Annotated in this window: 19 protein-coding genes; 11 read left to right on the top strand and 8 right to left on the bottom strand. The window is 75.5% G+C overall.

Features of this window, described 5'->3' with window-relative positions; genetic code table 11:
* Position 1: 1 nt before the first annotated feature.
* The gene (locus ACFYU9_RS02580) at positions 2 to 778 is read left to right on the top strand and encodes an SGNH/GDSL hydrolase family protein (protein ID WP_389341648.1); all 777 of its coding nucleotides are present in this window, start codon (positions 2 to 4) and stop codon (positions 776 to 778) included.
* A gap of 28 nt (positions 779 to 806) precedes the next feature.
* On the opposite strand, the gene ACFYU9_RS02585 is transcribed toward ACFYU9_RS02580, so the two are convergent.
* Entirely contained in the window at positions 807 to 2,288 is a 1,482-nt protein-coding gene (locus ACFYU9_RS02585) for an alpha/beta hydrolase (RefSeq protein ID WP_389341651.1), read from the bottom strand.
* 112 nt (positions 2,289 to 2,400) lie between these two features.
* Between ACFYU9_RS02585 and ACFYU9_RS02590 the strand changes: the two genes are divergently transcribed.
* A complete protein-coding gene (locus tag ACFYU9_RS02590; protein ID WP_389341655.1) occupies positions 2,401 to 3,354 on the top strand; it encodes a MerR family transcriptional regulator in 954 nt (317 codons plus the stop codon).
* 214 nt (positions 3,355 to 3,568) lie between these two features.
* Here the strand turns inward: ACFYU9_RS02590 and ACFYU9_RS02595 are convergent, their stop codons facing one another.
* Positions 3,569 to 6,583: a BTAD domain-containing putative transcriptional regulator gene (locus tag ACFYU9_RS02595; protein ID WP_389341657.1), complete on the bottom strand. Its 3,015-nt coding sequence runs from the start codon at positions 6,581 to 6,583 to the stop codon at positions 3,569 to 3,571.
* A 621-nt stretch (positions 6,584 to 7,204) separates the two neighbouring features.
* Here ACFYU9_RS02595 and ACFYU9_RS02600 point away from each other — a divergent pair.
* The 5 genes from ACFYU9_RS02600 (at position 7,205) to ACFYU9_RS02620 (ending at position 12,264) form a co-directional block, all read left to right on the top strand.
* The gene (locus tag ACFYU9_RS02600) at positions 7,205 to 7,867 is read left to right on the top strand and encodes a hypothetical protein (protein WP_389341660.1); all 663 of its coding nucleotides are present in this window, start codon (positions 7,205 to 7,207) and stop codon (positions 7,865 to 7,867) included.
* Between the two features lie 138 nt (positions 7,868 to 8,005).
* On the top strand, positions 8,006 to 9,142 hold the full coding sequence (locus ACFYU9_RS02605) for an LCP family protein (protein ID WP_389341663.1): 1,137 nt from the start codon (positions 8,006 to 8,008) through the stop codon (positions 9,140 to 9,142).
* A gap of 107 nt (positions 9,143 to 9,249) precedes the next feature.
* Complete coding sequence (locus ACFYU9_RS02610; RefSeq protein ID WP_389341666.1) at positions 9,250 to 10,620, top strand: aldehyde dehydrogenase family protein; 1,371 nt, start codon at positions 9,250 to 9,252, stop codon at positions 10,618 to 10,620.
* A 77-nt stretch (positions 10,621 to 10,697) separates the two neighbouring features.
* Positions 10,698 to 11,567: an SDR family oxidoreductase gene (locus ACFYU9_RS02615; RefSeq protein ID WP_389341669.1), complete on the top strand. Its 870-nt coding sequence runs from the start codon at positions 10,698 to 10,700 to the stop codon at positions 11,565 to 11,567.
* Between the two features lie 49 nt (positions 11,568 to 11,616).
* Positions 11,617 to 12,264, top strand: coding sequence for an alpha-ketoglutarate-dependent dioxygenase AlkB (locus ACFYU9_RS02620; RefSeq protein ID WP_389210203.1), 648 nt, complete (start codon positions 11,617 to 11,619; stop codon positions 12,262 to 12,264).
* Positions 12,265 to 12,435: 171 nt separating this feature from the next.
* Here the strand turns inward: ACFYU9_RS02620 and ACFYU9_RS02625 are convergent, their stop codons facing one another.
* Entirely contained in the window at positions 12,436 to 13,518 is a 1,083-nt protein-coding gene (locus ACFYU9_RS02625) for a hypothetical protein (RefSeq protein WP_389341671.1), read from the bottom strand.
* A 249-nt stretch (positions 13,519 to 13,767) separates the two neighbouring features.
* Here ACFYU9_RS02625 and ACFYU9_RS02630 point away from each other — a divergent pair, with 249 nt between their 5' ends.
* The 3 genes from ACFYU9_RS02630 (at position 13,768) to ACFYU9_RS02640 (ending at position 17,101) form a co-directional block, all read left to right on the top strand.
* Positions 13,768 to 13,950 (top strand): hypothetical protein, encoded by a 183-nt coding sequence (locus tag ACFYU9_RS02630; protein WP_389210207.1) that lies wholly within the window; start codon positions 13,768 to 13,770, stop codon positions 13,948 to 13,950.
* Between the two features lie 4 nt (positions 13,951 to 13,954).
* Entirely contained in the window at positions 13,955 to 16,882 is a 2,928-nt protein-coding gene (gene lanL, locus ACFYU9_RS02635) for a class IV lanthionine synthetase LanL (RefSeq protein WP_389341678.1), read from the top strand.
* A gap of 93 nt (positions 16,883 to 16,975) precedes the next feature.
* Positions 16,976 to 17,101, top strand: a complete 126-nt coding sequence (locus ACFYU9_RS02640; RefSeq protein WP_388847272.1) for an ALQxL family class IV lanthipeptide — start codon at positions 16,976 to 16,978, stop codon at positions 17,099 to 17,101.
* 60 nt (positions 17,102 to 17,161) lie between these two features.
* Here the strand turns inward: ACFYU9_RS02640 and ACFYU9_RS02645 are convergent, their stop codons facing one another.
* The 5 genes from ACFYU9_RS02645 to ACFYU9_RS02665 form a co-directional block, all read right to left on the bottom strand.
* Entirely contained in the window at positions 17,162 to 20,026 is a 2,865-nt protein-coding gene (locus ACFYU9_RS02645) for an NHLP bacteriocin export ABC transporter permease/ATPase subunit (protein WP_389341681.1), read from the bottom strand.
* A 1-nt stretch (position 20,027) separates the two neighbouring features.
* Entirely contained in the window at positions 20,028 to 22,286 is a 2,259-nt protein-coding gene (locus ACFYU9_RS02650) for an NHLP family bacteriocin export ABC transporter peptidase/permease/ATPase subunit (protein WP_389210213.1), read from the bottom strand.
* Entirely contained in the window at positions 22,283 to 23,089 is an 807-nt protein-coding gene (locus ACFYU9_RS02655; protein WP_389341684.1) for an HlyD family efflux transporter periplasmic adaptor subunit, read from the bottom strand. Before ACFYU9_RS02655 ends, ACFYU9_RS02650 begins: the two co-directional genes overlap by 4 nt.
* A 297-nt stretch (positions 23,090 to 23,386) precedes the next feature.
* The gene (locus ACFYU9_RS02660) at positions 23,387 to 23,632 is read right to left on the bottom strand and encodes a hypothetical protein (protein ID WP_389210217.1); all 246 of its coding nucleotides are present in this window, start codon (positions 23,630 to 23,632) and stop codon (positions 23,387 to 23,389) included.
* 384 nt (positions 23,633 to 24,016) lie between these two features.
* A complete protein-coding gene (locus tag ACFYU9_RS02665) occupies positions 24,017 to 25,000 on the bottom strand; it encodes a LuxR family transcriptional regulator (RefSeq protein ID WP_389341687.1) in 984 nt (327 codons plus the stop codon).
* A 149-nt stretch (positions 25,001 to 25,149) separates the two neighbouring features.
* Between ACFYU9_RS02665 and ACFYU9_RS02670 the strand changes: the two genes are divergently transcribed.
* Positions 25,150 to 26,562, top strand: coding sequence for an aminopeptidase P family protein (locus tag ACFYU9_RS02670; protein ID WP_389210221.1), 1,413 nt, complete (start codon positions 25,150 to 25,152; stop codon positions 26,560 to 26,562).
* The last annotated feature ends 118 nt before the right edge of the window (positions 26,563 to 26,680 follow it).

Here is a 26,680-nt window from a genome sequence, read left to right on the forward strand (position 1 = left end):
GATGAACGACCACCTCACCGACAAGCTCGTCCGCTTCCAGCGGCCCGAGCGCAACCTGCCGTACCTGCCCGGTCTCGACCAGGACCGGATCGCCGGGCTCTTCGGCCTGACACCGGAGCAGTACGGGCAGCGGCTCGCCGGCCTCGAAGCGGAGACGCGGGCGGCGGCCGCGGAACTGCGCGAACGGCCCGGCCTCGCGGAGGCGGTCGCGCGGCTGCCGTTCGCGCCCGGGCAGCGGATCGCCGTCCTCGGCGAGTCCACCACCGCCGACCGGCTGTCCTGGCTGGAGATCCTGCGGCATCTGCTGCCCGACGGCGTGACCGTCGTCGACCTCTCCGTCTCCGGCTGCACCACCACCCAGGCCCTCACCCAGGCGCCCGCCCTCGCCCGCCTGCGCCCCGACCGGGTGCTGTGCCTGCTCGGCACCAACGACGTCCAGCGTCCCGGCGGCGGCCAGACCACCCTGGTCAGCGCCGCGGAGACGTGCCGCAACCTGCTCGCGCTGCGCGAACTCACCTCCGCCCGCTGGCTCTGGCTCACCCCGACCCCGGTCGACGAGGCGCGGATCGCCGCCTTCGAACCGTTCCGCAGGGCGGGGCTGAGCTGGGCGGACAAGGACGTCGACGCCATCGCCAACTTCCTGCTGAGCTGCCCGGACCCGGTGGTCGACACCCGCCCCGCCGCCACCGGCCGCCATCTCGACGACGGCGTCCATCTCACGCTCGACGGCCAGCGGGAGATAGCCGCGGCGGTGGTCCGGGCCCTCGCGGCGACGTAGCGGGACGGCGGGGGCGGGTGGCGGAGCGTCAGGCCTCCAGCCGGGCGACCACCGAACGCATGGCCCGTGCCACGGCCGCCCGGGTCCCGTCCGTGGGGTCGAGCATCTCGAAGCCGTGCCCCGCGTCCGGCACGTCGACGATCTCCAGCTCCGCCCCCGCCTTCCCGGCGGCCGTCACGAACTCCTCGACCGTCGCCGCGAACACCGCGTTCTCCCGGCCCACCCGGGTCAGCACCACCGGCGGGCTCGCCGCCCCCACGAGCCGTGCCGGCCGGAACCGGGCATCCACCGCCCGCCAGTCCGGCGGCGGCGCGAGCACCGGATACGTCATCGCCACACAGCGCAGCCAGGACGGCGGTCCGGCGAGCCAGTCGGCCGACAGCAGCCCGCCGCCCGAGAAGAACCACAGCGCGATCCGCTCCCCGTCCACCCGCGGATCGGCGCGCAGCAGCTCCACCGCACCGGCCACGTCCGCCGCCGCCCGTGGAAAGTCCGTCAGGCCGTGCAGCCGGTGGTCCACCGTGGCGCCGACCACGCCCAGCGACGCCGCGTACCGCCCGTACCCGGTGAAGACCGGGGTGTCGCGCGGAGTCGGCCGCTGTTCCTCCGGGACCGGCCCGCCGTGCACGAACAGCACCGCCGGGCGCGGCCCGGACGCCTCCGGAAGATGCAGATCCACCCGGCCCCGGCGCTCGCGCGGCCGCTCCGGCACGTCGAGCGGGAACTCCCCGAGGTGCCCGGGACGCCCGCTCTCCGCCACCGACAGCCGGTAGCCCTCGTCGGCCGCCGCACGCAGCAGCACATCGGCGAGCGGGCCCGGCGCGGACAGCATCGGCCAGTGGCCGGTGTCCAGCTCGAAGAAGCCCACGCGCGGGTCGGCGAGCACCCCGTACCGTGCCGGGCCCGTCGCCACGAGCAGCTCGACCATGGCGATCCCCGAACCGTTCGCGGTGCACAGCACGCCCGTCGTCGGCCGGGCGTACGGGTCGCCGGTCAGCCGCAGCGGCTGGGTCAGCGTCCGCAGCGGCTGCGGCACCGCCAGCCGGTCGAGCCGCGCCAGCTCCGCCTCGCCCAGCCCCGCCGTGCTGCCCCACCGCAGCCAGCCCTCCCCGCGCGGAGCCGGCACGAGACCGTCCACCGCGGACGCCACGACGGCGGCCGCGTCCGGCACGGCCGCGAGCGCCGCGTCCCCGTCGCCCGGCATCCCGGCGTCCAGATACACCACCCGCGCCACGCGCTCCGGCCGCCGGTCCGCGGCCCCGAGCACCGGATGGATCCCGTAGTCGTGCCCGACGAGCACCACCTCCTCGTCCGCGCCGATCCGGTCGATCACCCGCACCACGTCGCCGATGTGCGCCTCCAGATCCACCTCCCGCCCCCCGCCGGAACCTTCCGTCCCGGCCAGGCTCGCCCCGTACGCCGCGCACCCGGCGGCCCGCAGGCGCTCGACGACCTCCTGCCACACCCACCCCCCGGTGAACGGCCCGGACACCAACACGAAAGCGGTCATGACGCTCTCCTCACCTCGCAGTTCATCGCCTCGGCCGCCGGAACCGTAGGAACTCCCGCAGGGGGAGGTTCAACCGACCGGCGCGCCGGACCTGCGGGTAGCGTTGCGTTCCATGCGCACCGACGACGACAGCGGGATGTGGAGCATCGGGGAGCTCGCCGAGCGTGCGGGCGTCACCGTCAAGACCGTGCGCTTCTACTCCGATCGCGGACTGCTGCCCGAGTCCGGCCGCAGTGGCGGCGGCCACCGGCGGTACGGGCAGGGGGCGTTGGAGCGACTGCGGGTCATCCGCACCCTGCGCGGCCTCGACCTGCCGGTGGCGGCCGTGGGGCGGGTGCTCGACGAGCAGGACGCGCTGGAGGACGTGGTCGCAGGCCAGTTGGCCGAGGTCGGCGGACGGATCGCCGAACTGCGCTGGCGGGAGGCGTCGTTGCGGCTGCTCCAGGACTGCACCGCGGCGGAGCGGGCCGAGCGGCTGCGGCTGCTCGCCGCCGTGTCCGCGCCGCCCGACACGACGGTGCTCGCCCGCTTCTGGCGGCGCACCCTGCCCGTACGCTTCCCGTCGCGACTCGCCGCGGCGGTCGTCGACGCGGCCGTACCGCCGCTGCCCGAGGACCCGGACCCGGCGCAGGTGCTGGCCTTCGCGCGGCTCCACGAACTGGTCTCACGGGCCCCCGCGCCCGCCCTGCACCTGGCGGACCTCCCGCACCGGCCGACCGTCCTGTACGAAGGGCTCGCCGAGGCGTACGAGCTGGGCACCCGGGAGATGTCGGGCGGCGCCCCGCCGTCCCCGGGCGCGGCGCTCGACGGATTCGTCGCCGCGTACGCCGGCGCGCTCGGCGCCCGCGACACCCGCGCCTTCCGACGGCGGCTGGCCGGACTGATGATCAGCGGCTTCGATCCGGTGATCGGCCGCTACTGGCAGCTCGCGGGCGAGGTGGCGGGCGACCGGGCGGGCCCCACGATGGGGGCGGTGCACGGCTGGCTGTGCGGCGCGCTGAAGACGGGCCTCAAGGAGGGCGGCCAGGGGCGGCCCGCACCGACGGTCCCGGTGTGGGGCCCGTGAACCGTCCCTGCCACGGCAGATGGTTGACGACGGCGGGGAGTGGGGGACGTGCAGGGCCCCGCGTTCGGGACGTAAAGCGTGATTTGTGGCGCGGAACAAGGGCGTTCACGTCTCGGGGGACGAGTCCGCGCCGTAAATCATGCAGTCCCGAACGCGGGGACCGGAACGTCCCCCACGGACCACGCACTACCAGCAGCGCATCCGGGTCAAGCGCTCAGCGGCCCTCGCGGATCCGGGCCAGCTCCGCGTCCACCCGGCGCACGCTCTCCTGGTAGCCGTGCGACAGCGCCAGTTCGCGCGCCCGTACCAGCGTCGCCTCGGCCTCCTCCGTACGGCCCAGTTCGAGCAGGGCCGAACCGGCCGTCGCCTTGAGCATGCTCTGCCGGACCCCCACGAGACCGTTGACCGTGTCGCCGTCCAGGGCGAGTCCGCGCCCGGCGCAGGCGAGCGCGCCGGCCGGGTCGCCGACGGCGAGGAGCTGACGGGAGCGGTGCTCGAGGGCGAGCAGCTCGGTCATCACGTCACCGCTGTCCCGGACGAGTTCGGCCGCGCGGGCGGTGTGGGCGAGGGATTCCTCGCCGACGCCGTCGTGGTCGAGCGCGACGGCCAGGTTCACCAGCGCCGTGGCCTCGCTGGAACGTTCGCCCGCGCGGGCCGCGAGCTCGGGGGCGAGGCGCAGGTGGACCAGGGCCTCGGGCAGCCGGTTCTCCTGGGTGAGCACCCAGCCGAGCAGCGCCCGGGCCCGGGACTCGGCGTCCGGGTCGTCGAGCCGCGCGGCCGAGTCCACGCCGTCCTCCAGGAGCGGCGCCCAGCCGTCGTGGCTGTTCCACAGGATGTACGGCCACGGGAGCACGGCGAGCCGCCAGGCCCGGTCGTGCAGCCCGGCCGCGCGGGCGGCGGTGACGGCCGCGGCGAGGTTGTCGCGCTCGGCCGCGTACCAGAGCAGCGCGGCGTCCCGGCCGGCGAAGTGCACCGTGGTGCGGGACAGCCGGGTGCCGTCCGGCACGGTGCAGCAGGGCTGGTCGTCCGGTTCGGCGGCCCGCGTCGCGGCCATCGCGGTGAGCGTGTAGTGGTCGAGCAGCCGTGGCAGCGCCTCGGCGTCGGCCTCCAGGCTGCGGGCGTAGAGCCGCACCAGGTCGTGCAGGGTGTGCCGGCCCGGCGCGTACTCGGTGAGCAGGTGCGCGTCGCAGAGCCGGTCCAGCGCCTCGGCGGCGACCGCCGGCGTCCGGTCGAGCAGCGCGGCGGCGGCGTGCCGGTCGAGGTCCGGGCCGGGTACGTCCCCGATCCGCGCGAACAGCCGCGCCGCCTCCTCGGGCAGCCCCTGCACGGTGACCCGCAGCGCGGCCGCCACGCCCTGCCCGTCGGCGCCCGCGGACTCGTCCACCGAGAGCAGGGCCAGTCGGCGCTGCTCGTCGGCGAGTTCGGCGGCCAGGTCGGTGAGCCGCCAGTGCGGCCGGGCGGCCAGCTGGGCGGCGGTGACGCGCAGTGCGAGCGGCAGGCCGTCGCACAGCTCGGCGAGCCGCCGGGCCGCGTCCGGTTCGGCCCCGATCCGGTCCGCGCCGACCGCGGCGGCGAGCAGCGCCGCCGACTCGTCCAGGCCCAGGACGCCGAGCGGGACCGGCCGCGCCAGTTCGCTCACCACGAGCCCGCCGAGCCGCAGCCGTGAGGTGACCACGGCGGCGCAGCGCGGGCCGGCCGGCAGCAGCGGCCTGGCGCTCTCGGTCGCGCGCACGTTGTCGAGGACGACGAGCAGCGCCCGCTCCTCGGTCAGCGTCCGGTAGAGCGCTTCGGCCGCCGTCGCCGACTCCGGCAGCTGCCGCGGCGGCACTCCGAGCGCGGTCAGGAACTCGCGCAGCACGTCGGCCGCGTCCACCCCGTCCCCGTCGGCCGGGCCGAAGCCGCGCAGGTCCGCGTAGAGCACGCCGTCGGGGTAGCGGTCGGCCCGCAGGTGTGCCCAGTGGAGCGCGAAGGCCGTCTTGCCGACTCCGGCGGGACCGGTGACGAGGGCGACCCGGGCCGCGTCGACGGCCGTGTCGAGCGCGGCCAGTTCCCGCTCGCGGCCGAGGAAGCCGCGGGGCGTGCGGGGGAGGAGGTCGGGCGCGGGGAGGGACAGGGCGGCCGGGGCGGGGCGGGCCGCGCCGTCCGCGGGCGTCCCGGGCGGGGCCGTGGAGGCGTCGGAGGCGTGGCCGTGGCCGTGACCGTGACCGGGGGCCGGGGATGGCGTGCCCGGGAGGAAGGCGACGGGAGCCGAGGGATGGGCGGACGGGTGGCCGGCGGCTCCGGATCCGAACGCGGACAGGTGTCCGGAGTGGGCGGAGAAGCGGGAATGGCCGGAAGGGTCCAGGTGACCGGCGTGGCCGGGGTGACCGGCGTGACCTTCGTGGTGGGCGCGCGGCGGCTCGGAGCCGTACGGCCCGGTGGGCCGGGGGCCGCCGGGACCGCCCGGCGCGAGGCCGGCCGGACCGGGGCCGGGGGCGGGCGTGCTGTGCGGCAGGCCGCGCAGCACCGCCTCGTACGCGGCGCGCAGCGCGGGCCCCGGGTCGACGCCGAGCTCGTCGGCGAGCATGGTGCGGGTGCGGTGGTAGCAGTCGAGGGCGTCCGACTGGTGGCCGGCACGGTAGAGGGAGAGCATCAGCGCGGCGGCCAGGGACTCGCGCAGCGGGTTGGCGGCGGACTCGGCGCGCAGCAGGGCGGCGGCCTTCACGTGTTCGCCGAGCCGCCCGTACGCCGCCGCGAGCTGCTCGACGGTGTCGAGCCGGGTCTCCTCCAGGGCCTGCGCGGCGACGAGCAGCTGCTCGCTGGCGACGGTGCCGGTGAGCGCGGGGCCGCGCCACAGCGCCAGGGCCTCGCGCAGCATCATGACGGCGTCCGCCGGGTGCTTCTGGTGGCCCGCCAGCTGGACCAGCTCGTCGAAGCGGTACGTGTCGAGGAGCTGGTCGGGCATCCGCAGCTCGTAGGCCTGGGTATGGGTGGCCAGCTCGACCCCGTAGTCCTCGGCGCCGCCCTGTTCGAAGAGCGCCCGCAGCCGGGACACATGGCCCTGCACGACGGTGCGGGCGCGCGCCGGCGGGTCCTCCTCCCAGACGGCGTCGATGAGCCGGTCGACGGGGACCACGGCGTTGGCGCGCAGCAGCAGCACCGCGAGCACGCTTCTCCGCTTGGCGGGGCCGAGCGGCAGTTCACCCGCCTCGGCCGCGATGGACACCGTCCCGAGCAGGCGGAACTCCACCCGGCCCTCCTTGACATTCTGTTCGTGTGGAGCCTCCAGTATCCCCGCCGCACCGGCCCCGACCTGTACCGGAGCCCCTGTGATGTCCGGATGCGACCGGAACGCGCGGGGTCACGGCCGGATCCTTTGCCGGACCGTTGCACGGCCGGCGGGGCGGCCGTGACGCACGCCACGACGCACGCCACGACGAACGTCAAGCCGGAGCGCCCTCGTCGCTGGATCGTGTGGGAGAGGCCGGATGACCATGGAATCGGGGTCCGGGACACGGCAGGATCGGATCCGCCGGGTCGTTCCGAACGAGGGCCGTGGGGGCCCTTGGATCCGGTTTCGCGAGCGTCGTGCGCCGACATCGCCGCTCCCCGCCGCCCCCGGAACGAGGCTCCGCTCCGGGGGCGGCAGTCGTACGCCGGCCCGCCGCGCACGCCCGCGCTCGCCCGCCTCGCACGTCAAGTCCCGTACCGGGCAAAGCTTTTTGACGATCCGTCAGTAGTGGCGGAAAACCTGCCTGGACACCCCTACTGGCCGGTTCTACTCTCAAGTCGCTTCGCGTGCACCCCCCACATCACACGCATCCGCACCTCCTCGCACCCCTCACTCCGCTCAGATCCCGAGGAGATCCCCATGTCCAAGCTGCTCGTCACCGCCACCGGCCTCGCCGCCGCCGCTGCCCTCGCCTTCGCCGGCACCAGCGCGGGCGTCCAGGCCGCTTCCACCACGGTGCTCCCGGCCGGTCACTCCTTCGCCGCCAAGCTCTCCGGCAAGGCCACCTTCGTCGCCGGGTCCACCACGATGACCTGCACGGTCTCCGCGTCCGTGCCGACCACCGGCGCCAACAACAAGGTCCCGGCCGCCCCCGCCAACCACAACGACGCCGGGCCCGTCTCCGCGCCCATCAACCCGCCCACCTTCAGCGGCTGCAGCACCAGCATCGTCGGCGTCAGCGTCACCGTCACCACCAACGCCACCAACGGCGCCTGGTCGCTCTCCGCCCAGAACGGCGCCCCGGCCGGCGGCGCGATCACCATTCCCAAGGGCGGTGTCGTCCTGAAGACCAGCGGCCTCGCCGCGTGCACCCTCACCGCCTCGCCGACCGGCCCCACCGCCGTCAACGGCGGCTGGACCAACGGCGCCCCGTCCAGCCTGGCCATCGCCGGCGCGCCGGTCCCGGCCACCGGCACCGGCGGCTTCCTCTGTCCGACGGGCAACCAGTCGGCCACGTTCAGCGCCACGTACCAGATCACCGACACGACGGACCCGGCCCAGCAGATCACCGTCACGGGCTGACACCCTCCCGGACCCCATTGCTCCGCTTCCCCGACTCGCCCCGCGCCGCGCCGCTTTTCGGCATTCTGTTGGCCTGAAGTGCGCGCTCGGCGGGGCGAGTCGGGGCGCGTGGGGCAGTGGAGGGGGAGCCGGTAACCGATGGGCGAACGGAACGAGAGCGCGGTCGCGGAAGGCGGCAGCCGTGCGGAGGACGACGGCAGCGGACCGGAGCGGGTCGACGGCGGACCGGAGCAGGGTGAAGGCCGCCCGGAGCCGGGTGGCGGCGCCGGCAAGGGCGGCGACACGGCACGGCGGCGGCGGCGCCCCAGGGCGCGGACCGTCCTGCTGACCGCGCTCTGTCTGCTCGTCGGCGCGGTGCTGCTCACCGCGGGCGCCGGCTACTGGGTGTACGAGCACTACACCGGCCGGGTGCAGCGGATCCCGCAGACCTTCCCGACCGGCGCGCCCGTCCCGCCCGCTTCCAAGGGCGGCCAGAACTTCCTCCTCATGGGCCTCGACTCGCGCTCCGAGGTCCCCACGACCGGCAGTGACGCCAAGGGGCGGCTGTGGAAGTACGGTGACCAGCGCAGCGACGCGATGATGCTGGTGCACATCCCGGACGACCACTCCGCCGCGTACGTGGTCTCCCTGCCGCGCGACTCCTGGACCGACATCCCCGGCCGCGGCCGGGCCAAGCTCAACGCGGCCTTCTCCTGGGGCGGTCCGCCGCTGCTCATCGACACGGTGCAGCGCCTCACCGGCGTGCGCGTGGACCACTTCGCCGTCATCGACTGGAACGGCTTCCGCAAGCTCACGGACGCCGTCGGCGGCGTCGACATCCTCCTCGCGGACGGCGAGCGCCGGCACATGGACGGCGCCGAGGCCCTGGCGTACGTCGGCGAGCGCAAGAACCTGCCCAACGGCGACTTCGACCGCACCCACCGTCAGCAGAACTACCTGCGCACGGTCCTGGAGAAGGTGATGAGCTCCGCCTCCCTCAAGGACCCGCTCCAGCTGAAGAAGACCCTGGACATCTTCACCGAGACCGTCTCGGTCGACGAGCGCTTCGGCGACGGCGACATGCGCGAACTGGTCTGGAACATGCGGGAGGTGCGGGCCGGCGGCATGACGTTCATGAACGCGCCGGTGAAGGGGACCGGCACGGAGCGGGGCCAGTCGGTGGTCCACCTCGACCGGGCGCGCTGCGCGGCGCTGTGGCAGGCGTTCAAGGACGACGCGCTGGCGGCGTACGTGGAGACGCATCCGATCGACCGGCTGCGCCCGGCGACCAACTAGCGCCTGTCCGGCCCTGATCCACAAGACACCCCTGGCCCGCGGCGGTCGGCCGCTGAACTGATACGTGACATGGCACTGTGAAATTTTACTGCGCTAGGGTACGGGCCATGACCGTCATCTCGCGCAACCCGGCCGACCCCGCCGACGTGCTCGTCGACCTGCCCGAGCCCGGCGCCTTCGCCGTCGCCGACTCCGTCGAGCGGGCCCGTGCCGCCCAGCCCGGCTGGGCGGACGGCGGGGCCGCCGCCCGCTCCGCCGCCCTCGGCGCGGTGGCCTCCGCCGTCGAGGCCGCCGCGGACGAACTCGCCGCTCTCGCCGTACGGGAGGTCGGCAAGCCGCTCGCCGAGGCCCGCGCGGAGGTCGCCCGGACCGCCGCCATCTGGCGCTACTACGCCCAGGCCCCGTACGAGCCCACCGGCGCCGTCCACGACACCGCCGCCGGCCCCGGGCTGCTGCTCACCCGGCGCCGGCCGCACGGCGTCGCCGGGCTGATCACCCCGTGGAACTTCCCCTTCGCCATCCCGAGCTGGAAGGCGGCGCCCGCGCTCGCCGCGGGCAACACCGTCGTGCTCAAGCCCGCGCCCGAGGCCACCGCCTGCGCCGTGCGCCTCGCCGAACTCGTCCGACGGGCCCTGCCCGACGCCGTCCTCAGCGTCGTGCCGGGGGGCGCCACCGAAGGCGGCGCGCTCGTCTCCGCCGCCGACGTCGTCTCCTTCACCGGCTCGTCCCAGGTCGGCCGCGCTGTCGTCCGTTCCGCCACGGCCCGCGGCATCCCCGTCCAGGCCGAGATGGGCGGCCTCAACGCGGCGATCGTGCTGCCCGACGCCGACATCGCGCAGGCCGCCGCCCACATCGCGGCCTCCGTCGCCGGATACGCCGGCCAGAAGTGCACCGCCACCAGCCGGGTCGTCGCCGTCGGCGCCGCCCTCGACCCGCTGCGCGAGGCCCTCGCCGAGGCGCTGCGCGCCGTCCCGGTCGGCGACCCCGCCGATGTGGCCACCGTCTGCGGCCCGCTCATCACCCGCGCGGCCCGCGACGAGACGGCCGCCGCCTGGCAGGGCCTGTCCGTCCTGGCCGGCGGCACGCTGCCGGCCAGGACCGGCTGGTACGCGGCCCCCACCCTCGTCGAGAAGGCCGGCCCCGGACACCGGCTGCTGCGCGAGGAGGTCTTCGGCCCCGTCGCCGCCCTGCTCGGCGCCCGCGACCTCGACCACGCCGTGCGGATCACCAACGCGGCCCGCTACGGCCTCGTCACCTCCGTCCACACCGCCGACCTGTCCGCCGCGCTGCACGGCCTCGACCGCCTGGACACCGGCATGATCCGGATCAACGCCCCGACCACCGGAGTCGACTTCCACCTCCCCTTCGGCGGAGCCAAGGCGTCCAGCTTCGGCCCCCGCGAACAGGGCCGGGCCGCGCTCGACTTCTACACCGCCACCCGTACGTACACCCTGGCGCCCTGCGCCGCCCGGCCGTAGGAGCGGGTGCGCGCCGCCCGCGCCCGGGGTCGAATGAGGAGGGACACGGACCGGCGCGGCGGAAGGGCGGGCGGGACATGACGGAGCTCATCGCGGTCACCGGGGCGACCGGACGGATCGGGCGCCGGGTGGTGCGGCAGCTCGTGGAGGCGGGCGCGGCCGTCCGGGCGCTCGGCCGTGACCAGGGGAAGCTGGCCGCGCTGCCGACCGGCGACACCCGCACGGCGTCCTACGACGACGGCGCCGCGATGCGCTCCGCGCTCGACGGCGCGCACACCCTCTTCATGGTCTCCGCCCACGAGGCGCCCGGCCGGGTACGGACCCACGCCGCCGCGGTGGACGCGGCCCTCGCGGCCGGGGTGGGGCGGGTCGTCTACCTCTCCTACCTCAACGCCGCACCCCACGCGACCTTCACCTACGCCCGCGACCACTGGCACACCGAGCAGCACATCCGCTCCACCGGCGTGCCCTTCACCTTCCTCCGCGACAGCACCTACCAGTCCGACCTCGCCGCGATGACCTCCCCGCAGGGCGTCCTGCGCGGTCCCGGCGGGGACGGCCGGGTCGGCGCCGTCACCCACGACGACATCGCCGACTCCGTGACGGCGGTGCTGCTCGGCGAAGGGCACGACGGCGCCACGTACGACATGACCGGCCCCGAGGCGCTGAGCTTCGCCGAGATCGCCGCCGCGCTGAGCGAGGCCAGCGGGCGCGAGGTCGTCTACGAGCCGGAGACCCGCGACCAGGCGTACGCCTCGCGGGCCCTCTACCACGCGCCCGACTGGGAGGTCGAGGGCTGGGTGACCTCGTACGAGGCGGTGGCCGTCGGCGAGATGGACGACGTGTCCGACGACGTCCGCACGCTCACCGGGCACCCGCCACAGGCGTTCGCCGACTTCCTCGCCGCGAACCCGCAGTGCTACCGGCACCTCGTCCGGGCCACGTAGACCCGTCTCGCGAATCGCTCAGGTGTTCGATCGGCGGTACGCTGTCACCATGACAGCGGTACGTGGTGACATCCCCGGGCTCCAGGGCTCCCTCTTCGACCAGGGTGCCGACATCGGCCCCGGCCCCCTGGACGGCATCCGGCGCACCGAGCTCGGCGACGGCGCCTGGGTCGACCACCTGCCCGGCTGGCTGCACGGCGCCGACGCGCTCTTCGAGGAGCTGGCGGCCGGCGTGCCCTGGTACGCCGAGGAGCGCCGGATGTACGACAGCGTGGTCGCCGTCCCCCGCCTCCTCGCGAACTACCGCGAGGGCGCCCCGCTCCCGCACCCCGCCCTGACCGAGGCCCGCGACGCCCTCGGCGCGCACTACGCCCACGAGCTCGGCGAACCCTTCGCCACCGCCGGCCTCTGCCTCTACCGGGACGGCCGCGACAGCGTCGCCTGGCACGGCGACCGCACCGGCCGCTCCGCCACCGAGGACACCATGGTCGCGATCATCGCCCTCGGCGACCCCCGCGACCTCGCCTTCCGCCCGCGCGGCGGCGGCCCCGTCGCCCTGCGCGTCCCCTCCGGCCACGGCGACCTCCTCGTCATGGGCGGCTCCTGCCAGCGCACCTGGGAACACGCCGTCCCCAAGACCGCCCGCGCGGTCGGCCCCCGCATCAGCGTCCAGTTCCGCCCGCGCGGCGTGCACTGAGCCGCCCTCCGGGCGCTCCTCTTCGAGCCCCCGGCGGGCGGCTGCTCCGCGCCGGACCCGTGGGAGGCGGCCCGGCGCGTCGACGGCGTCCGCGACATCGGCGCGCGGGACGAGAAGGGCCGGGTCGCCGGGCCGGGGAGCGGCGGGCGGGCGATCCTCCCGTGCCCTGCGTCACGCGGGGTCCGGCGCCGCCGCGGGTCCCGGCGCGGGTCCCGCCGCCGGGTCCGCCGGCGGCGCCGTCAGGCCCGCGCGCTCGGCCAGCGCGCCGCCCTGGAAGCGGCTCTCGGCGCCCAGCTCCTCGAGCAGCTCCGCGATGTGGCGGCGGATGGTGCGCAGCGACATGCCCATGCGGCGGGCGATCACCTCGTCCTTGGCGCCCTCGGCGAGCAGGCCCACCAGGGCGCGGCGCAGGCTCGGGCCGACGTCCTTGTAGGCCGCCTCGCTGGTGCCGTGGAACGGGGCCGCGCCGGACCACGCCTGGTCGAAGACCCGGCACAGGTACGCCACGACGTCCGGGTCCCTGACCAGGACGGCGCCCTCGCCCGTACCGCCGTCGACGCGGCGCGGCAGGAAGGCCACGGCGCGGTCGAACACCACGGCCCGGTCGGGCAGTTCGGCGGCCGTACGGTACTCGGCGCCGGCCTCCGTCAGCCGCTCCACGTACCCTTGCGTGGACAGGCTGGAGCGCGCCGAGTGCTGGTAGAGCGTGCGCATCCGCACCCCGCGGCGCAGCATCGCCAGGTCCCGGTCGAGGGCCGCGCCGAGCCGGCCCGGCGCCCGGCCGCCGCCCGGCTGGATGCTGAACACCTCCTCGTGGCAGCGCTCCGCCTCCTCCGTCAGCATCGCCGACGCCGAGGCCATGTCGGGCAGCACGTCGAAGCCCTGCCGGCGGTCCTGCGCGCTGCGCGCGGCCCGGTACTGCGGCATCAGCGACTGCAGTTCGTCGCGTACGGACCGGGCGCGCGTCGCCGCGCGCGCCAGGCGCGCCTCCAGCGGCCCCACCACCTCCGCCGCCGCGGCGTCCGGGCTGACCGGGATCAGCTCCTCGGGCCGCCCCGGCGCCGGGCGCAGCAGCCGCAGCCGCAGCAGCCTGCGGGACGCGGCCTCCACCTCCTCCTGGCTCAGGCCGAGCAGCGGAACGACGTCCGGCGGCCAGCGGATCAGGCTGCCCCGGGCCAGTACGTACTCGAAGACGGCGACGGCGTGCGCGTCCAGTCGCGGGATTTCGTCGAGATCGGTCCCGATATGTGTCATCTGTGCGGATTCCCCCCGCTTCGCGGCCCTGCTACTTCCGTGCCATGCAGGGTATTGCCAGGTCATGGCGCTGGACCAAGCGGGCGCGCCAGGGTGAACTGAGGTTGACCGACGGGCCGAAACCCGGCGGAACGGTCTTCACCGGCCTTCCGCCCGTGCTTCGCCGCTCTCCCGCCGGTCATCCGGAGCGATCCCGCCGAACGCGGGTTCCGCCCCCGTCCCACGTCTCCCGAACCCTGGAGCCCGCTCATGTCCGCAGCCGTCCGCCGTCTCCTCGTCGCCGCCGCCCTCGTCGCGGGCGCCGGCCTCGCCGCCGGGCACACCGCCGGCCCCCGGGACGCCACGACGGACACGACGGGCACGGGGCAGGCGCTCGCCGCCGGCCTCCTCGACACCAGCTGGGGCGACGACTACACGCGGCCGGAGCTGTAGTCCCGTGACCTACCCCCGCCGCGCCCGCGCCGAGCGGCCCGCCGACCTCGACCTCCTGCCCGACCTCGTCCGCGCCGCGCTCGCCCGCCGCGCGGAGGCCGCCGGGGCGGGCGAATGGAGCGTCGACCAGGGCGAGTTCTGGTGCCATGTCGTCCCCGGGACGGCCGTCCGCCGCCCGCAGGGCTGGAAGCTCCACGTCTCCGCGACCCCGCTCTCCGCGCCGCTCGTGCTCGCCCGCTGCGCCGAGGTGCTCATCGACCACGGCACCGCCTTCAAGTTCGCCGGCAGCCCCGCCCGCGTCGCCGCGCTCGTGTCCGGGCGCTCCGCACGCGGCGGAGGCGGCAAGTTCCTCACCGTCTACCCGGCCGACGACGACCGCTTCCGGTGGCTCGCCGAGGAACTGCACCGCGTCACCGTCGGCCTGCCCGGGCCCGCCGTCCTCTCCGACCGGCGCTACCGGCCCGACAGCCAGGTCTCCTACCGGTACGGGGTGTTCGCCGGCGTCCGCGAACTCACCCCCGACGGCGGCTTCGCCGCCCGCCTCACCGACCCCGACGGCCGCCGGGTCACCGACCAGCGCAACGCCTGGTATTCCCCGCCGGCCTGGGCCGGCGACCCCTTCCCCGACCGCGCGCCCGCCCCCGCCCGCAGCACCGGCACCGCCAAACCCGTGCTCCTGGCGGACCGTTACGTCGTCCGCGGCGCCATCCAGCACTCCAACAAGGGCGGCGTCTACCGCGCCGAGGACACCCGCACCGGCGCCCCCGTCGTCGTCAAACAGGCCCGCCCGCACGTCGGCGCCGGCCTCGAAGGACTCGACGTCCGCGACCTGCTGCGCCGCGAGGCGGCGCTGCTCGGCCGCTTCGGCGCCGCCGCCCCCGACCGCGTCCCCGGCCTCGTCGAGGTCTTCGAGCAGCAGGGCAGCGTCTTCCTCGCCGCCGAGTCCGTCCCCGGCACCACCCTGCGCCGCACGGTCGCCGACCGCCTCGCCCGCGACGGCGCCGCCTGCCCCGACGCACGCACCGCCGCCTCCCTGGTCTGGCAGCTCGTCGAACTCGTCGCCACCGCCCACGAACTCGGCGTCACCCTGCACGACTTCGGCCCCAACAACGTCATGGTCACCCCTGACGGCCGCCTCCTCCTCATCGACCTCGAAATGGCCGCGCGCGAAGGCGAACGCTGGATCCTGGGCGCCACCCCGGGCTACACCGCGCCCGAGCTCCGCGACCTGGACCAGGTGGCCCCCGCCCTCCCGCCGACCGCCGACCTCTACGCACTGGGCGCCACCGTCCTCCACACCCTGACCGGCGCGGACCCGTTGTTCGCCCCCGACCTCCCGCCGGCCGGCGCACGTCCCGACGAGCAGCGCCTGGCCGAACTCGTCGAGCTGCTGGCACGCGACCTGCCGCTGGTGGCGCGCTACGCGCCGCTGGTACGCGGGCTGATGCGGGACGAGGCCACGGAGCGCTGGGACCTGGAGCGGGCCCGGGAGTTCGTGCGGGGGCTGGGGGCGAGGGAGCCGGAGTCCGGGCACGCCGAGCAGCACGCCGCGAAGCCGGGCGGTGCCGGGCAGGCCGGCGCGCCCGCCGGGACGGTCCCTCGTACGGCTCCGGGCCCGGGGCCCGTCACCCCGTCCGGCCTGCCGGCCGCTACGCCGCCCGGCACCGCCTCCCGTACGGCTCCGGCATCGGCGTCCGCGCGGGGCCGGGCCGCCGGCACGCCGCCCCGGGCGCCGGGCGTCCCCGACCCCGCCGCCCTCCGTGACCGTCTCCTGCGCGACGGGATCGCCCACCTCCTCGCCACCATGCGGCCCGGCGACCCCGAGCGGCTCTGGGCCTCCGACTCCTTCGGCGAGACCTGCGACCCGGTGGCGCTGCAGCACGGATCGGCCGGTGGAGTCGCCGTCCTGGCCCGCGCGCTGCGCCACGCCGACGAGCTCGGGATCGAGCGGGCCCCGTTGCGCGAGGGGCTGCGGACCGCCGCGCGCTGGACCGCGGACCGGCAGCGGGACATCCCCGGCCGGCTGCCGGGACTGCACTTCGGGCGGGCGGGCACCGCCTGGGCGCTGCTCGACGCGGCACGGGCGCTCGGCGACGCCGAACTGGCGGAGCGCGCGGCCGAGTCGGCGCTCGCGCTGCCCGTGCGCTGGCCCAATCCCGACGTGTGCCACGGCGCGGCCGGTTCCGGTCTGACGCAGCTGCGGTTCTGGCAGGCGACCGGGGACCAGCGGTTCCTGGACCGGGCCGGCGAGGCTGCCGCCGGGCTGCTCAAGGCGGGCCGGCAGACGCCCGAGGGGCTGTTCTGGCCGGTGCCGGAGGACTTCGACTCCGCGCTGGCCGGGGCGTGGCACTACGGCTTCGCGCACGGCGTGGCCGGAGTCGGCACCTTCCTGCTGCTCGCGGCGGAGGCCACCGGCGAGGACGCCTTCGGGGCGGCCGCCGCCGAGGCGGGCGACACGCTCGCCACGGCCGCGCGCAGCGGAGCGGCCGGGACGCTGTGGCCGGTGGACCGGGCACGGCATCTGTCGGACTCGCCGGAGCTGGCACGGCACTGGTGCAGTGGCTCGTCCGGTGTCGGCACGTTCCTGGTGCGGCTCTGGCGGGCCGGCGGGAGCACCGACCCGGCTCTGCGCGAGCTGGTGGACGGAGCCGCCCGCGCGGTCCTGGCGGGCCGGGCGACCGACTCGCCCGCGACCTGCCACGGGCTGTCCGGGAACGCCGAGTTCCTGCTCGACGCCGGACACCGCGCCGCCGCGGAGCTGCTGGTCGGGCATCTGGCCGCGCACGCGGTGGTGCGCGACGGCCGGCTGCTCGTGCCGGACGAGAACCGCAGGACCGTGCTCGCCGAGTACGCCACCGGCCTGGCCGGCAGCCTCTCGCTGCTGCTCCGCCTGCGCTGCGGCGGCCCGCGTGCCTGGCTGCCCGAGGACTGACCGGCGGCCCACCGAGTTTCCGCCGGCCGCCGGCCGGCGGAGCCAGGCCCCTTCCGGGGCCCGGCAACCCGTATCACAGTTGAGGAGTTCGCCATGATGGAGTTCGACATCGACGCCCTGCAGGTGCTGCCCGAGGAGGCCCGCACCGAGGACGCCCGCGGTGAGGAGCACGCCGCCGCGCTGATCACCGCCTGCCGCTGGCTGACCAGCGGCTGCTGACCTGGCGTCACAGCGCACGCCGAGGGCGCCGGGGAGACTCCCCGGCGCCCTTCGGCGCTGTCAGCGCAGCTGCCGCCGCACCAGCTCGTGGAACAGCCCCGCCGGATCCGCGAGCAGTTCGGCGGGCGTGCCCTGCTGCACCACCCGGCCCTCCGCCATCGCGATCACCCGGTCGGCGCCCATCACCGTGGACAGCCGGTGCGCGATGACGATCCTGGTCGCGTGGAGCGCCCGCGTCGACTCGATGACGACGCGCTGCGCCTCGTTGTCGAGCGCGCTCGTCGCCTCGTCGAGGAAGAGGATCCGCGGCCTGCGGATGAGGGCCTGGGCGATCATCAGGCGCTGGCGCTGGCCTCCGGAGAGCGTGCCGCCGCCGTCCGAGAGCATGGTGTGCAGGCCCATCGGCATGGCCTGGACGTCCTCGGCGAGACCCGCCATCGCCAGCGCCGCCCACGCCTCCTCCAGGGTGAACGCCTCGGTGCCGCGCAGGCAGTCGAGGATCGAGCCGGTCAGCGGGCGGGCGTGCTGGAGGACCACGCCGCACTGGCGGCGCACGGCGGCCCGGTCGAGGGCGGCCAGGTCCTGGCCGTCGTACAGCACGCTGCCCTCGGTGGGACGGTCGAAGCCGATGAGCAGCCGCAGCAGGGTGGACTTGCCGCAGCCGCTGGCGCCGACGATCGCGACGAACTCGCCGGCCCGGACGCGCACGTCGACGCCGTCGAGGACCAGCGGACCGTCGTCGCTGTAGCGGTACGACAGCTGGCGGGCCTCGACGGCGCCGCTGAGCGTGCCGGGGCGCGCGGCGCCGCCGCGTACCTCGGGCGCGGCCCGCAGGATCGGCGCGGCCTGCTCGAAGACGGGCAGGACGGCGGCGACGGAGAGCAGCGCGCCGGTCACCTGGGTGACGGCGGAGAGCAGCATGGTCAGGGCCGTGGAGAAGGTGAGGAACTCGGCGGCGGACATGACACCGCGGGCCGGGCCCGCGAGCAGCGCGAACATCACCAGGGTGCACAGCGGCAGACAGACCGCGCCGAGCACGGTGAGGGTGTTCTGGATCCGGCCGACCCGCTGCTGGAGCACCCGGGTGCGGGCGAACTCCTTGGCCCAGGCGGCGTAGGCGAAGCTCTCGGCCGCGGCGACGCGCAGCTTGGGCAGGCCGCGCAGGGTCTGGAACGCCTGGTTGTCGAGCCGGCTGTTCAGCTCGACGAGCCGCCGCTGGTAGCGCAGCTGCCACAGCCCGAAGCCGAGGAAGACCGCGCCGACGGCGAACAGCAGGGCGAGTGCGACGAGGGCGAGGGACGGGCTGAGGACGAACAGCACGACGACGTTCATCGTGCCGACGGTGGCGGCCTGCAGACAGACCGGGGCCACACCGGACAGCATGCGCCGGATGGCGCCGATGCCGAGGGCCGCGTTGGCGAGTTCGCCGGTCGAGCGGCCGGTGAAGAACGTCGCCGGGAGCCGGAGCAGCCGGTCCCAGACGGCGGGCTGCAAGGTGGCCTCGATGCGGCCCTCCAGGCGCAGCAGCGCGACGTTCTGCAGCAGCCCGAACACGGCGGCGACGACGGCCGCGGCGACGAGCGCCACCGCCGTCCGCACGATCAGGTCGGTCTCCGCGGCCGGCACGTATTCGCCGAGGACCCGGCCGGTCGCCGCGGGCACCGCCGCGCCGAGCACCATCGAGACGAGGCCGCCCAGGAGCAGCGCCCGCAGTTCCCGGCGGGTGCCGCGGGTGCTGAAGCGCAGCAGCCGGGGCAGCCCGATCGGGCCTTCGGGCAGCGGCCGGTAGAACATCACGGCCTGCCGCTCGAAGGAGTCCTCGTTGTCCTTGTCGATCCGCTCCCGGTGCCCGCCGCCCGGCGCGACCGCCACGTAGCCGCCGCGCCGCCACAGCAGCGCCACCGGCGCTCCGTCGCGCTCCCGCCGGCCCACCAGGGGGCCGCAGTCCTCCCGCCACCAGCGGCCGCGCAGCCCGACCGTGCGGGTGCGCACCCGGGAGGCGAGCGCGATCCGCTCGACGGGGTCGGCGTCGTCCTGGCCGGCGGCCTCGACCGTCTCGGCGGATTCGGCGAGGACGATACGGGCGTCCGCCGCGACGAGCCGGCACACGGCGAGCGTCGCGTCCGTACCCGCGCCGCGCCGGGCCCGGCCGCCGCCGGGGCGGCCGATGGCGGCGAGCAGCGCCTCGTCGGCCTCGCTGCCGGCCGCCCGGCCCGCCGCGAGACCGGCCGCCGTGCGGTCCTCCTGGGCGCGCTCGCGCTCCTCGATCCAGTCGTCGAGGGCGTACAGGAGCCGGTACTGCTGCTCGACCATGCCCTGCCACAGCACCGCGTCGACGAGCAGGTCGTACGCGGGGCCGTAGCCGACGTCGCCGGGAGCGACGTGCATCCACACGATGTCGTCGTCCGCCGCCTGGACCGCCTGGGCCGCGCCGGTCGTGGCGCCGCCGAGCGGAGCCTCGTAGAGCACGCGCAGTCCGCGCCCCACGCCCAGCGCGAAGGCCGCCTCCAGCGGGCCCGGCACCTGGGCGCCCGTCTCGTACGGTGCCTGGTACGGCTGCCGGTACAGCTCGCGCAGCTCGATCCGGCGCAGCAGGCACTCGCGGGTGGGCCGGCCGACCAGCGTGTGGTACGGGCCCTCCGCCGGGCCGAGCAGCAGCGCGCCCGCGCCGGCCCGGCCGAGGAAGTGCCAGGCGCCGGCGTGCGCCGCGTCCACGGCGAACAGGTCGAGCGCGCCGTGCACCACCAGCCACAGCACCGACGGGCCCTCGAGGGACAGGCTGCGCAGACCGGTGCAGTCGACGGGCGCGCCGAGGGCGCCGAGCGCGGTGACGACCGGGTCGCCCGCGCCCGTCGTGACGGCTCCGGCGGCGCCCGTCGCAGCGGCTTCGGCGGCGTCGTACGGGGCGGTGTGCGGGGTGGTCACCTCAGTGCTCCTTGACCAGTTCGGCGTACGGGCCGCCCGCGGCCACCAGCTGGTCGTGCCGGCCGCGTTCCACCACCGTGCCCCGGTCGAGGACGAGGATCTCGTCGCTGTCGCGCACGGTGCTGAGCCGGTGGGCGATGACCACACAGGCGCAGCCGCGGCGGCGCAGGTTGTCGATGACGACCCGCTCGGTGACCGCGTCCAGCGCGCTGGTCACCTCGTCGAGCACCAGCACGGCGGGGTCGCGGACCAGCGCCCGGGCGAGTTCGAGGCGCTGGCGCTGGCCGCCGGAGAAGTTGCGGCCGTCCTGCTCGACCCGGCTGTGGATGCCGCCGGGCCGCCGGGACACGTCGTCGAGGACGCCGGCGTCCGCGAGCGCGGCGACGACGGCCTCGTCGGGCACGGACGGGTCCCACAGCGCCACGTTGTCGCGGACGCTGCCCTCGAAGAGGAAGACGTCCTGGTCGACGAAGGCCACGGAGGCGGCGAGCGCGGCGCGCGCAATGTCCTCCAGGCGCCGTCCGTCGACCCGGACCGTGCCCTCCCAGGGGGCGTACAGGCCCGCGATCAGCCGCGACACGGTCGACTTGCCGCTGCCGGAGCCGCCGACGAGCGCGACCTGCTGCCCGGGGCCCACGGTGAGCGAGAAGTCGGTGAGCAGCGGCGCGTCCAGCGGGCTGTAGCCGAAGGTGACCCGGTCGAGCTCGACGTGGCCGGCGAGGCGGCGGGTGCCGCCGGCCGGCTCGGGCCGGGCGTGAACCGGGTCGACGGGGAAGTTCTCCACGTCCTTGAGCCGGGCCACGTCGGCGGCGAAGTCCTGGATCCGGCCGGCGACGCCGCCGAGCCGGGCGATCGGCGCGGTGAAGCCGGTCACCAGCGCCTGGAAGGCGACGAGCAGACCCACCGTCAGATGGCCCTCGACCGCCCGCAGTCCGCCGATCATCAGGATCAGCGCGCTGTTGAGGGCGGCGAGCGTGGGCGCGACGATCGCCAGCCACGCGCTCGGCACGCCCAGCCGCTGCTGCACGTCCAGGGTGACCGCGTGCTGCCCCGACCAGCGGCGGAAGAAGCCGTCCTCGCCGCCGGTCGCCTTGATGGTCTCGATGAGCTGCAGCCCGCCGTACGAGGTGTTCGTCAGCCGGGCGCTCTCGGCGCGCAGCTTGCGGGTGCCGGTGGCCCGGACGCGCACCGCGATCCGCAGCGCGACGACGTTGAGCAGCGCGACGCCGACGCCGACGACGGTGAGCTGCGGATCGTACGTCCACAGCAGCACCGCGTACAGCAGCACGACGACCGCGTCCACGCCCGCCGCCGACAGGTCACGGGCCAGCGTCTCGGCGACCGCGTCGTTGGAGCGCAGCCGTTGCACCAGGTCCGCCGGGCCGCGCTGGGCGTAGAAGGCGACGGGCAGCCGCAGCAGATGCCGCAGGAAGCGGGCGCTGCCCAGGGTGGAGGAGACGATCCGGCCGCGCAGCAGATTGGCCTGCTGCAGTGCGGTGAGCGCGGCGCTGAGGACGAGCGCGGTGGTCATCGCCGCGAACAGCACGCCGAGCAGCGACGACTGGCCGCCGATGAGGAAGGTGTCGATGTACGTGCGGCTCAGGGCCGGCACCCACGCGCCGACGGCCACGAGCAGCACGCTGGAGAGCACCGCCGCCGCCATGGTGCCCGAGGTGCCGCGCAGCCGGGCCGGCAGCGCGCCGAGCACGCCGGGTCTGCGGCCGCCGCGCCGGAAGCCGGGGCCGGGTTCGAAGACGAGGACGATGCCGGTGAAGGCGGCGTCGAACTCCTCCATGGGCACGAACCGGCGGCCCTTCGCCGGGTCGTTGACGTACACGCCGGTGCGGCCGAGGCGCCGGCCCATCCCGTCGTAGACGACGTAGTGGTTGAACTCCCAGAACAGCACGGCCGGGGCGGCGACCTCGGCGAGCGCCGCCAGGTCCATCTGCATGCCCTTGGCCGTCAGGCCGTGACTGCGCGCCGCCTTCAGCAGGTTGCTCGCGCGCGAGCCGTCCCGGGAGACACCGCACGCGATCCGCAGCTCCTCCAGCGGCACGTATTTGCCGTAGTGCCCGAGGACCATCGCGAGGGCCGCCGCGCCGCACTCCACCGCCTCCATCTGGAGCACGGTGGGCGTGCGGACCGTGCGCGGCCGCCGGCCGCGGGCCACCGGACGGCGGCGGGGCGCGGGGCGGCGCCGGGGGTTCGCGGCTCTTGTGCGCGAAGCGGCGGAACGGGAGGGAGGGGAAGGCGGGTTCACGGGAGCAGCCAGTCGACGGGGCGTTGCGAGGAGAGGTGGACCGAGCCGCTGACGGGCGTGCCGGACTCGACGGTGTACGGGGGGCCCTCGGCCGAGGACCAGGCGTAGCCGGACGCCGTGGCGGCGGAGCGGTCCAGGGCGACGAGCACGGCGACCGGGTTGCCCTGGCGGGTGAACGCGGCGGCGAGCCCGTCGTCGCCGAGGAAGCCGCCGATCTGCGCCTTCGTCTGCGGCGCGCGGCCCACCTCGGTGACCCGGCCGCGCAGCACGCCGTAGGTGTCGCGGGCGACGGAGGTGACGGTGAGGTCGACGCGGGCGCCCTTGCGGAGCGCGGAGGCGCTGCCGCCGGGGACGTAGAGGACGGCGACGAGCGGATCGTGCGGGCCGCCGGTGCGCTCGACGGTCGCCACGTCGGCGCCGGTGGGCAGCACGGCGCCGGTCCGGGCGTAGAGCGCGGTCAGCCGTCCCGCGGCGAGCGCGCGCACCTTCTCGTCGCCCTGTCCGGTGCGGACGACGACGAGGGGCTGGCCCTCCTGGACCGTGGCGCCCTCGGCGACCAGGACCTCGGTCACCTGTCCGGCGACGGGACTCTGCAGGAGGTAGCGGCCCTCGGTGTGGGTGAGGATCCCGGGCGCGGTCAGCTTCGACGTCACCGTGCCGGTGAACGTCCAGTACGCGGCGGCCGCCATGACGAGGACGGTGACGGCCAGGACGAGCCGGCCCTGCGGGCGGGCGAAACGCACCGGGAGATCGAGTTCTTCGGGAGACTGCAGCTTGGAAAGCGCCTTTTGGCGAAATTGCATGGACTATTCCTTCGACTGCATTCTCGGCCGGTCCGTGGGGCGTGGGGGCCCCGGGCCCCCCCCCCCCCCGCCCCCCCCCCCCCGCCCCGGCCCCCCCCCCGCCGCCCCCCCCCCCCCGGCCCCCCCCCCCCCCCCCCCCCCCCCCCCCCCCCCCCCCCCCCCCCCCCCCCCCACGTCCGTNNTCGCTGCGCTTTGGGGCTCTTTGGTAGGTAGTTCGCCCGCCGCCGCCGGGGGGGGGGGGGGGGGGGGGGCCCCCCGGGGGCCCCCCCCCCCCCGCCCCCCACGGCCGCTTTCCGGTCAGAGACCGGCGATGCCGAGACCGGCGTGCACCTGCACACCGGTGACGCCCTGGACCAGGCCCGGGACGCCGTTCACGAGGCCCTCGGCGTTGGCGACGGTCTGCAGCGAGCCGACGGCACCGAGGACGGTGTTGACGTCGCCGGTCACGGCGCCGACGAGACCGCCGTTGACGCTGATGACACCGCCGGAGACGGCGTCCAGCTCGGCGTCGTCGATCACACGGGTCTCGAGGTCGTTACGCATGAGGCGCACCTTTCAATCAGTGGGGGGAATCCGAATTACCGCGGCGCCGCAGATCAAAGCATGCGAACGGCTGCCCGAGCCAATTCCCTTGACGCGTATTCAGCGTTCTTCGTGTACCTCGGGCGACCGGCGGTGCGGCATGTTTCACGGAACGGCGACAGCTTCTCCGCAGAAAGGGGTAACAGATTTCCACCGGTCCGCTCGCCCGCCGGACGAACCGGGGTGAAATCCGACAACCCGCGCCCGGCCGTGTGCCGGACCGGGGGACGGTGGCGGAGGCGCGGTTCAAGTCACGTACACAATGTGCAGGTTCCCGACAGGTCCCGGACCCCCCCCGTGCGCCCCGGCCCGGTGCTGCGGCCGCGCATCGCTCCGGACTCCCGTTCACAGCCAGCCGGCCCGCTGTGCCTGCAGCGCCAGCTGGAAGCGGTTGGCCGCGCCGAGCCGGGCCATCAGGATCTGCAGCCGCCGGAACAACGTCCGCCTGCTGACGCCGAGTTCGCGGGCGATGACGTCGTCGGCCGCGCCGCCCGCGAGCAGCCGGAGCAGCCGCCGGTCGGTGGGCTCCAGACCGCCCGGACGCGCGGCCCGGCCGTGCAGGGGCAGCGCGGCACTCCACGACTGCTCGAAGAGCGCCACGAGCGCGGAGAGCAGCCCGCACGGCTGCACCACCAGCATCGTGTTGACGACGTCCGCCTCCCGGATCGACAGCGACACCAGCGCGAACGCCTCGTCGATGATCAGCAGCTTCACCGGCACCGACGGCAGCACCCGGACCTGCTCGCCCGCCTCCAGGCACGGTTCGATGACGTCCTTCAGATGCCCGGGGTGTTCGAGGGCCTCCCGCGCGTACACGACCCGCTGCCGCACCCCGCGCGCCAGCGTGGCCAGCGCGTCGTCCGTGGCCCCGGGCACGGGGACGTACGGCGGCGACTCGAACTGCCGGATCTGCTCCCGCGCGCTCGCCCAGGCGCGCCGCATCCGGGGCCCTATCGCCTCGCCGGTGACGACCTCCACCAGGTCGTCGTTGTACGCGGCGAGCCGGTGCCGGCGGAACGACTCGAAGGCGCCGCCGACCGCGATCCGCGATTCCTCCAGCTCCGCCGCCCGGTGCCGGGCGAGCACCTCCAGGCCCGCCGCCGGCGGCACCGGCGCCACCAGTTCGCCGTCCCCGCCCGCGCCGCTGGCGAGCCCGGCGTCGACCAGCTCCGCGTACGCGGCGGTCAGCTCCGCCCCGTGCAGACCGGCGGCGGAACCGACCGCGGCGAGCGGGGCGGGGGCCAGGTCGAGCAGCGTCAGATAGACCCGGCCCGCGGTCTCCCCGACACCCAGGAGCCGCAGTGCCTCCCGGAGTTTCGTATGCATCATGCCCGCATTATCCCGGCATTCCGGATCCTCGGATGGCCGATCAGTGCCACTGGCACTTCTTGGCCCCGCCCGTGCGCGCCGCGGTCTACGGTCACACCACCGCACACCCATTCCCGAGCACGCCTCCCACGAGGACGAAGGAGCACGACGTGGCCAAGGGCCGGAAGAACGGTCTGTACACCTCGATCTCCCCCGAGCTGTCCGCGCTGATGCGGACCGGCTGGGCGGACACCGAGCGGCACGACCTCACCGCCGACGAGCAGGCCCCCTACGCGGCCGCCCGCCGCGAGGCGCTCTCCGCCCGCTTCCCGGGCGAGCGCCTGGTCATCCCCTCGGGCAACCTCAAGACCCGCTCCAACGACGACCCCTACCCGTTCCGCCCGCACTCGGCCTACGTGCACATGACCGGTGACCTCGCCCGCGACGGCGCGCTCGTCCTGGAGCCCCGCGCGGACGGCGGCCACGACGCGTACTGCTACCAGCTGCCGCGCGACGGCCGGGACACCGACGAGTTCTGGCTCGGCTACACCGCCGAGCTGTGGATGGGCCGCCGCCGCTCCCTCGCCGAGTCCGAGCGGGTCCTCGGCCTGCCCTGCCGCGACGTCCGCACCGCCGCCGCCGACCTGGCCGCCGTCACCGGCGTCCCCACCCGCGTCGTCCGCGGCGTCGACCCGGCCCTGGAGGCCGCCCTCACCACCGACGAGGACCGCGACGACGAGCTCGAGGAGGCGCTGAGCGAGCTCAGGCTCGTCAAGGACGCCTGGGAGATCGGCGAGATGCGCAAGGCCGTCGACGCCACCGTGCGCGGCTTCACCGACGCCGTCGCCGAGCTGTCCCGCGCCGTCGCCACCTCCGAGCGCTGGATCGAGGGCACCTTCAACCGCCGCGCCCGCGTGGAGGGCAACCACGTCGGCTACAGCACGATCTGCGCCGCCGGCGACCACGCCACGATCATGCACTGGACCGACAACGACGGCCCGGTCCGCCCCGGCGAGCTGCTCCTGCTCGACGCCGGCGTCGAGGCCCGCACCCTCTACACCGCCGACGTCACCCGCACCCTCCCCATCAGCGGCACCTTCACGCCCGTGCAGCGCCAGGCGTACGACGCCGTGTACGAGGCCCAGGAGGCCGGCCTGGCCGCCGTGAAGCCGGGCGCCGCCTACCGGGACTTCCACGAGGCCGCCCAGCGGGTGCTCACCGAGAAGCTCGTCGAGTGGGGCTTCATCGAGGGCCCCGTCGAGCGCGCCTACGAGCTCGGCCTGCAGCGCCGCTTCACCATGGCCGGCACCGGCCACATGCTCGGCCTCGACGTCCACGACTGCGCCGAGGCGCGCAACGAGGAGTACGTGGACGGGCCGCTCGTGCCCGGCATGGTGCTCACCGTCGAGCCCGGCCTGTACTTCCAGGCCGACGACCTGACCGTGCCCGAGGAGTGGCGGGGTATCGGCGTCCGCATCGAGGACGACCTGCTCGTCACCGAGGACGGCCACGAGAACCTGTCGGCCGCCCTGCCCCGCACCTCCGACGAGGTCGAGGCGTGGATGGCCCGCTTCGCGGGCTGATCCCCGCCTCCGTGCTCGCGGCGTCGCGCTCCCGCCGGGCGCGGCGCCGCGAATGGAAGGCGCCACGGGTTGGGGCTAATGTCGATACAGAGGCCATGAGTGCGCCGACGCTCCCGCG

Origin of the sequence: Streptomyces sp. NPDC004327, from assembly GCF_042873935.1 — a bacterium.
GTDB lineage: Bacteria > Actinomycetota > Actinomycetes > Streptomycetales > Streptomycetaceae > Streptomyces.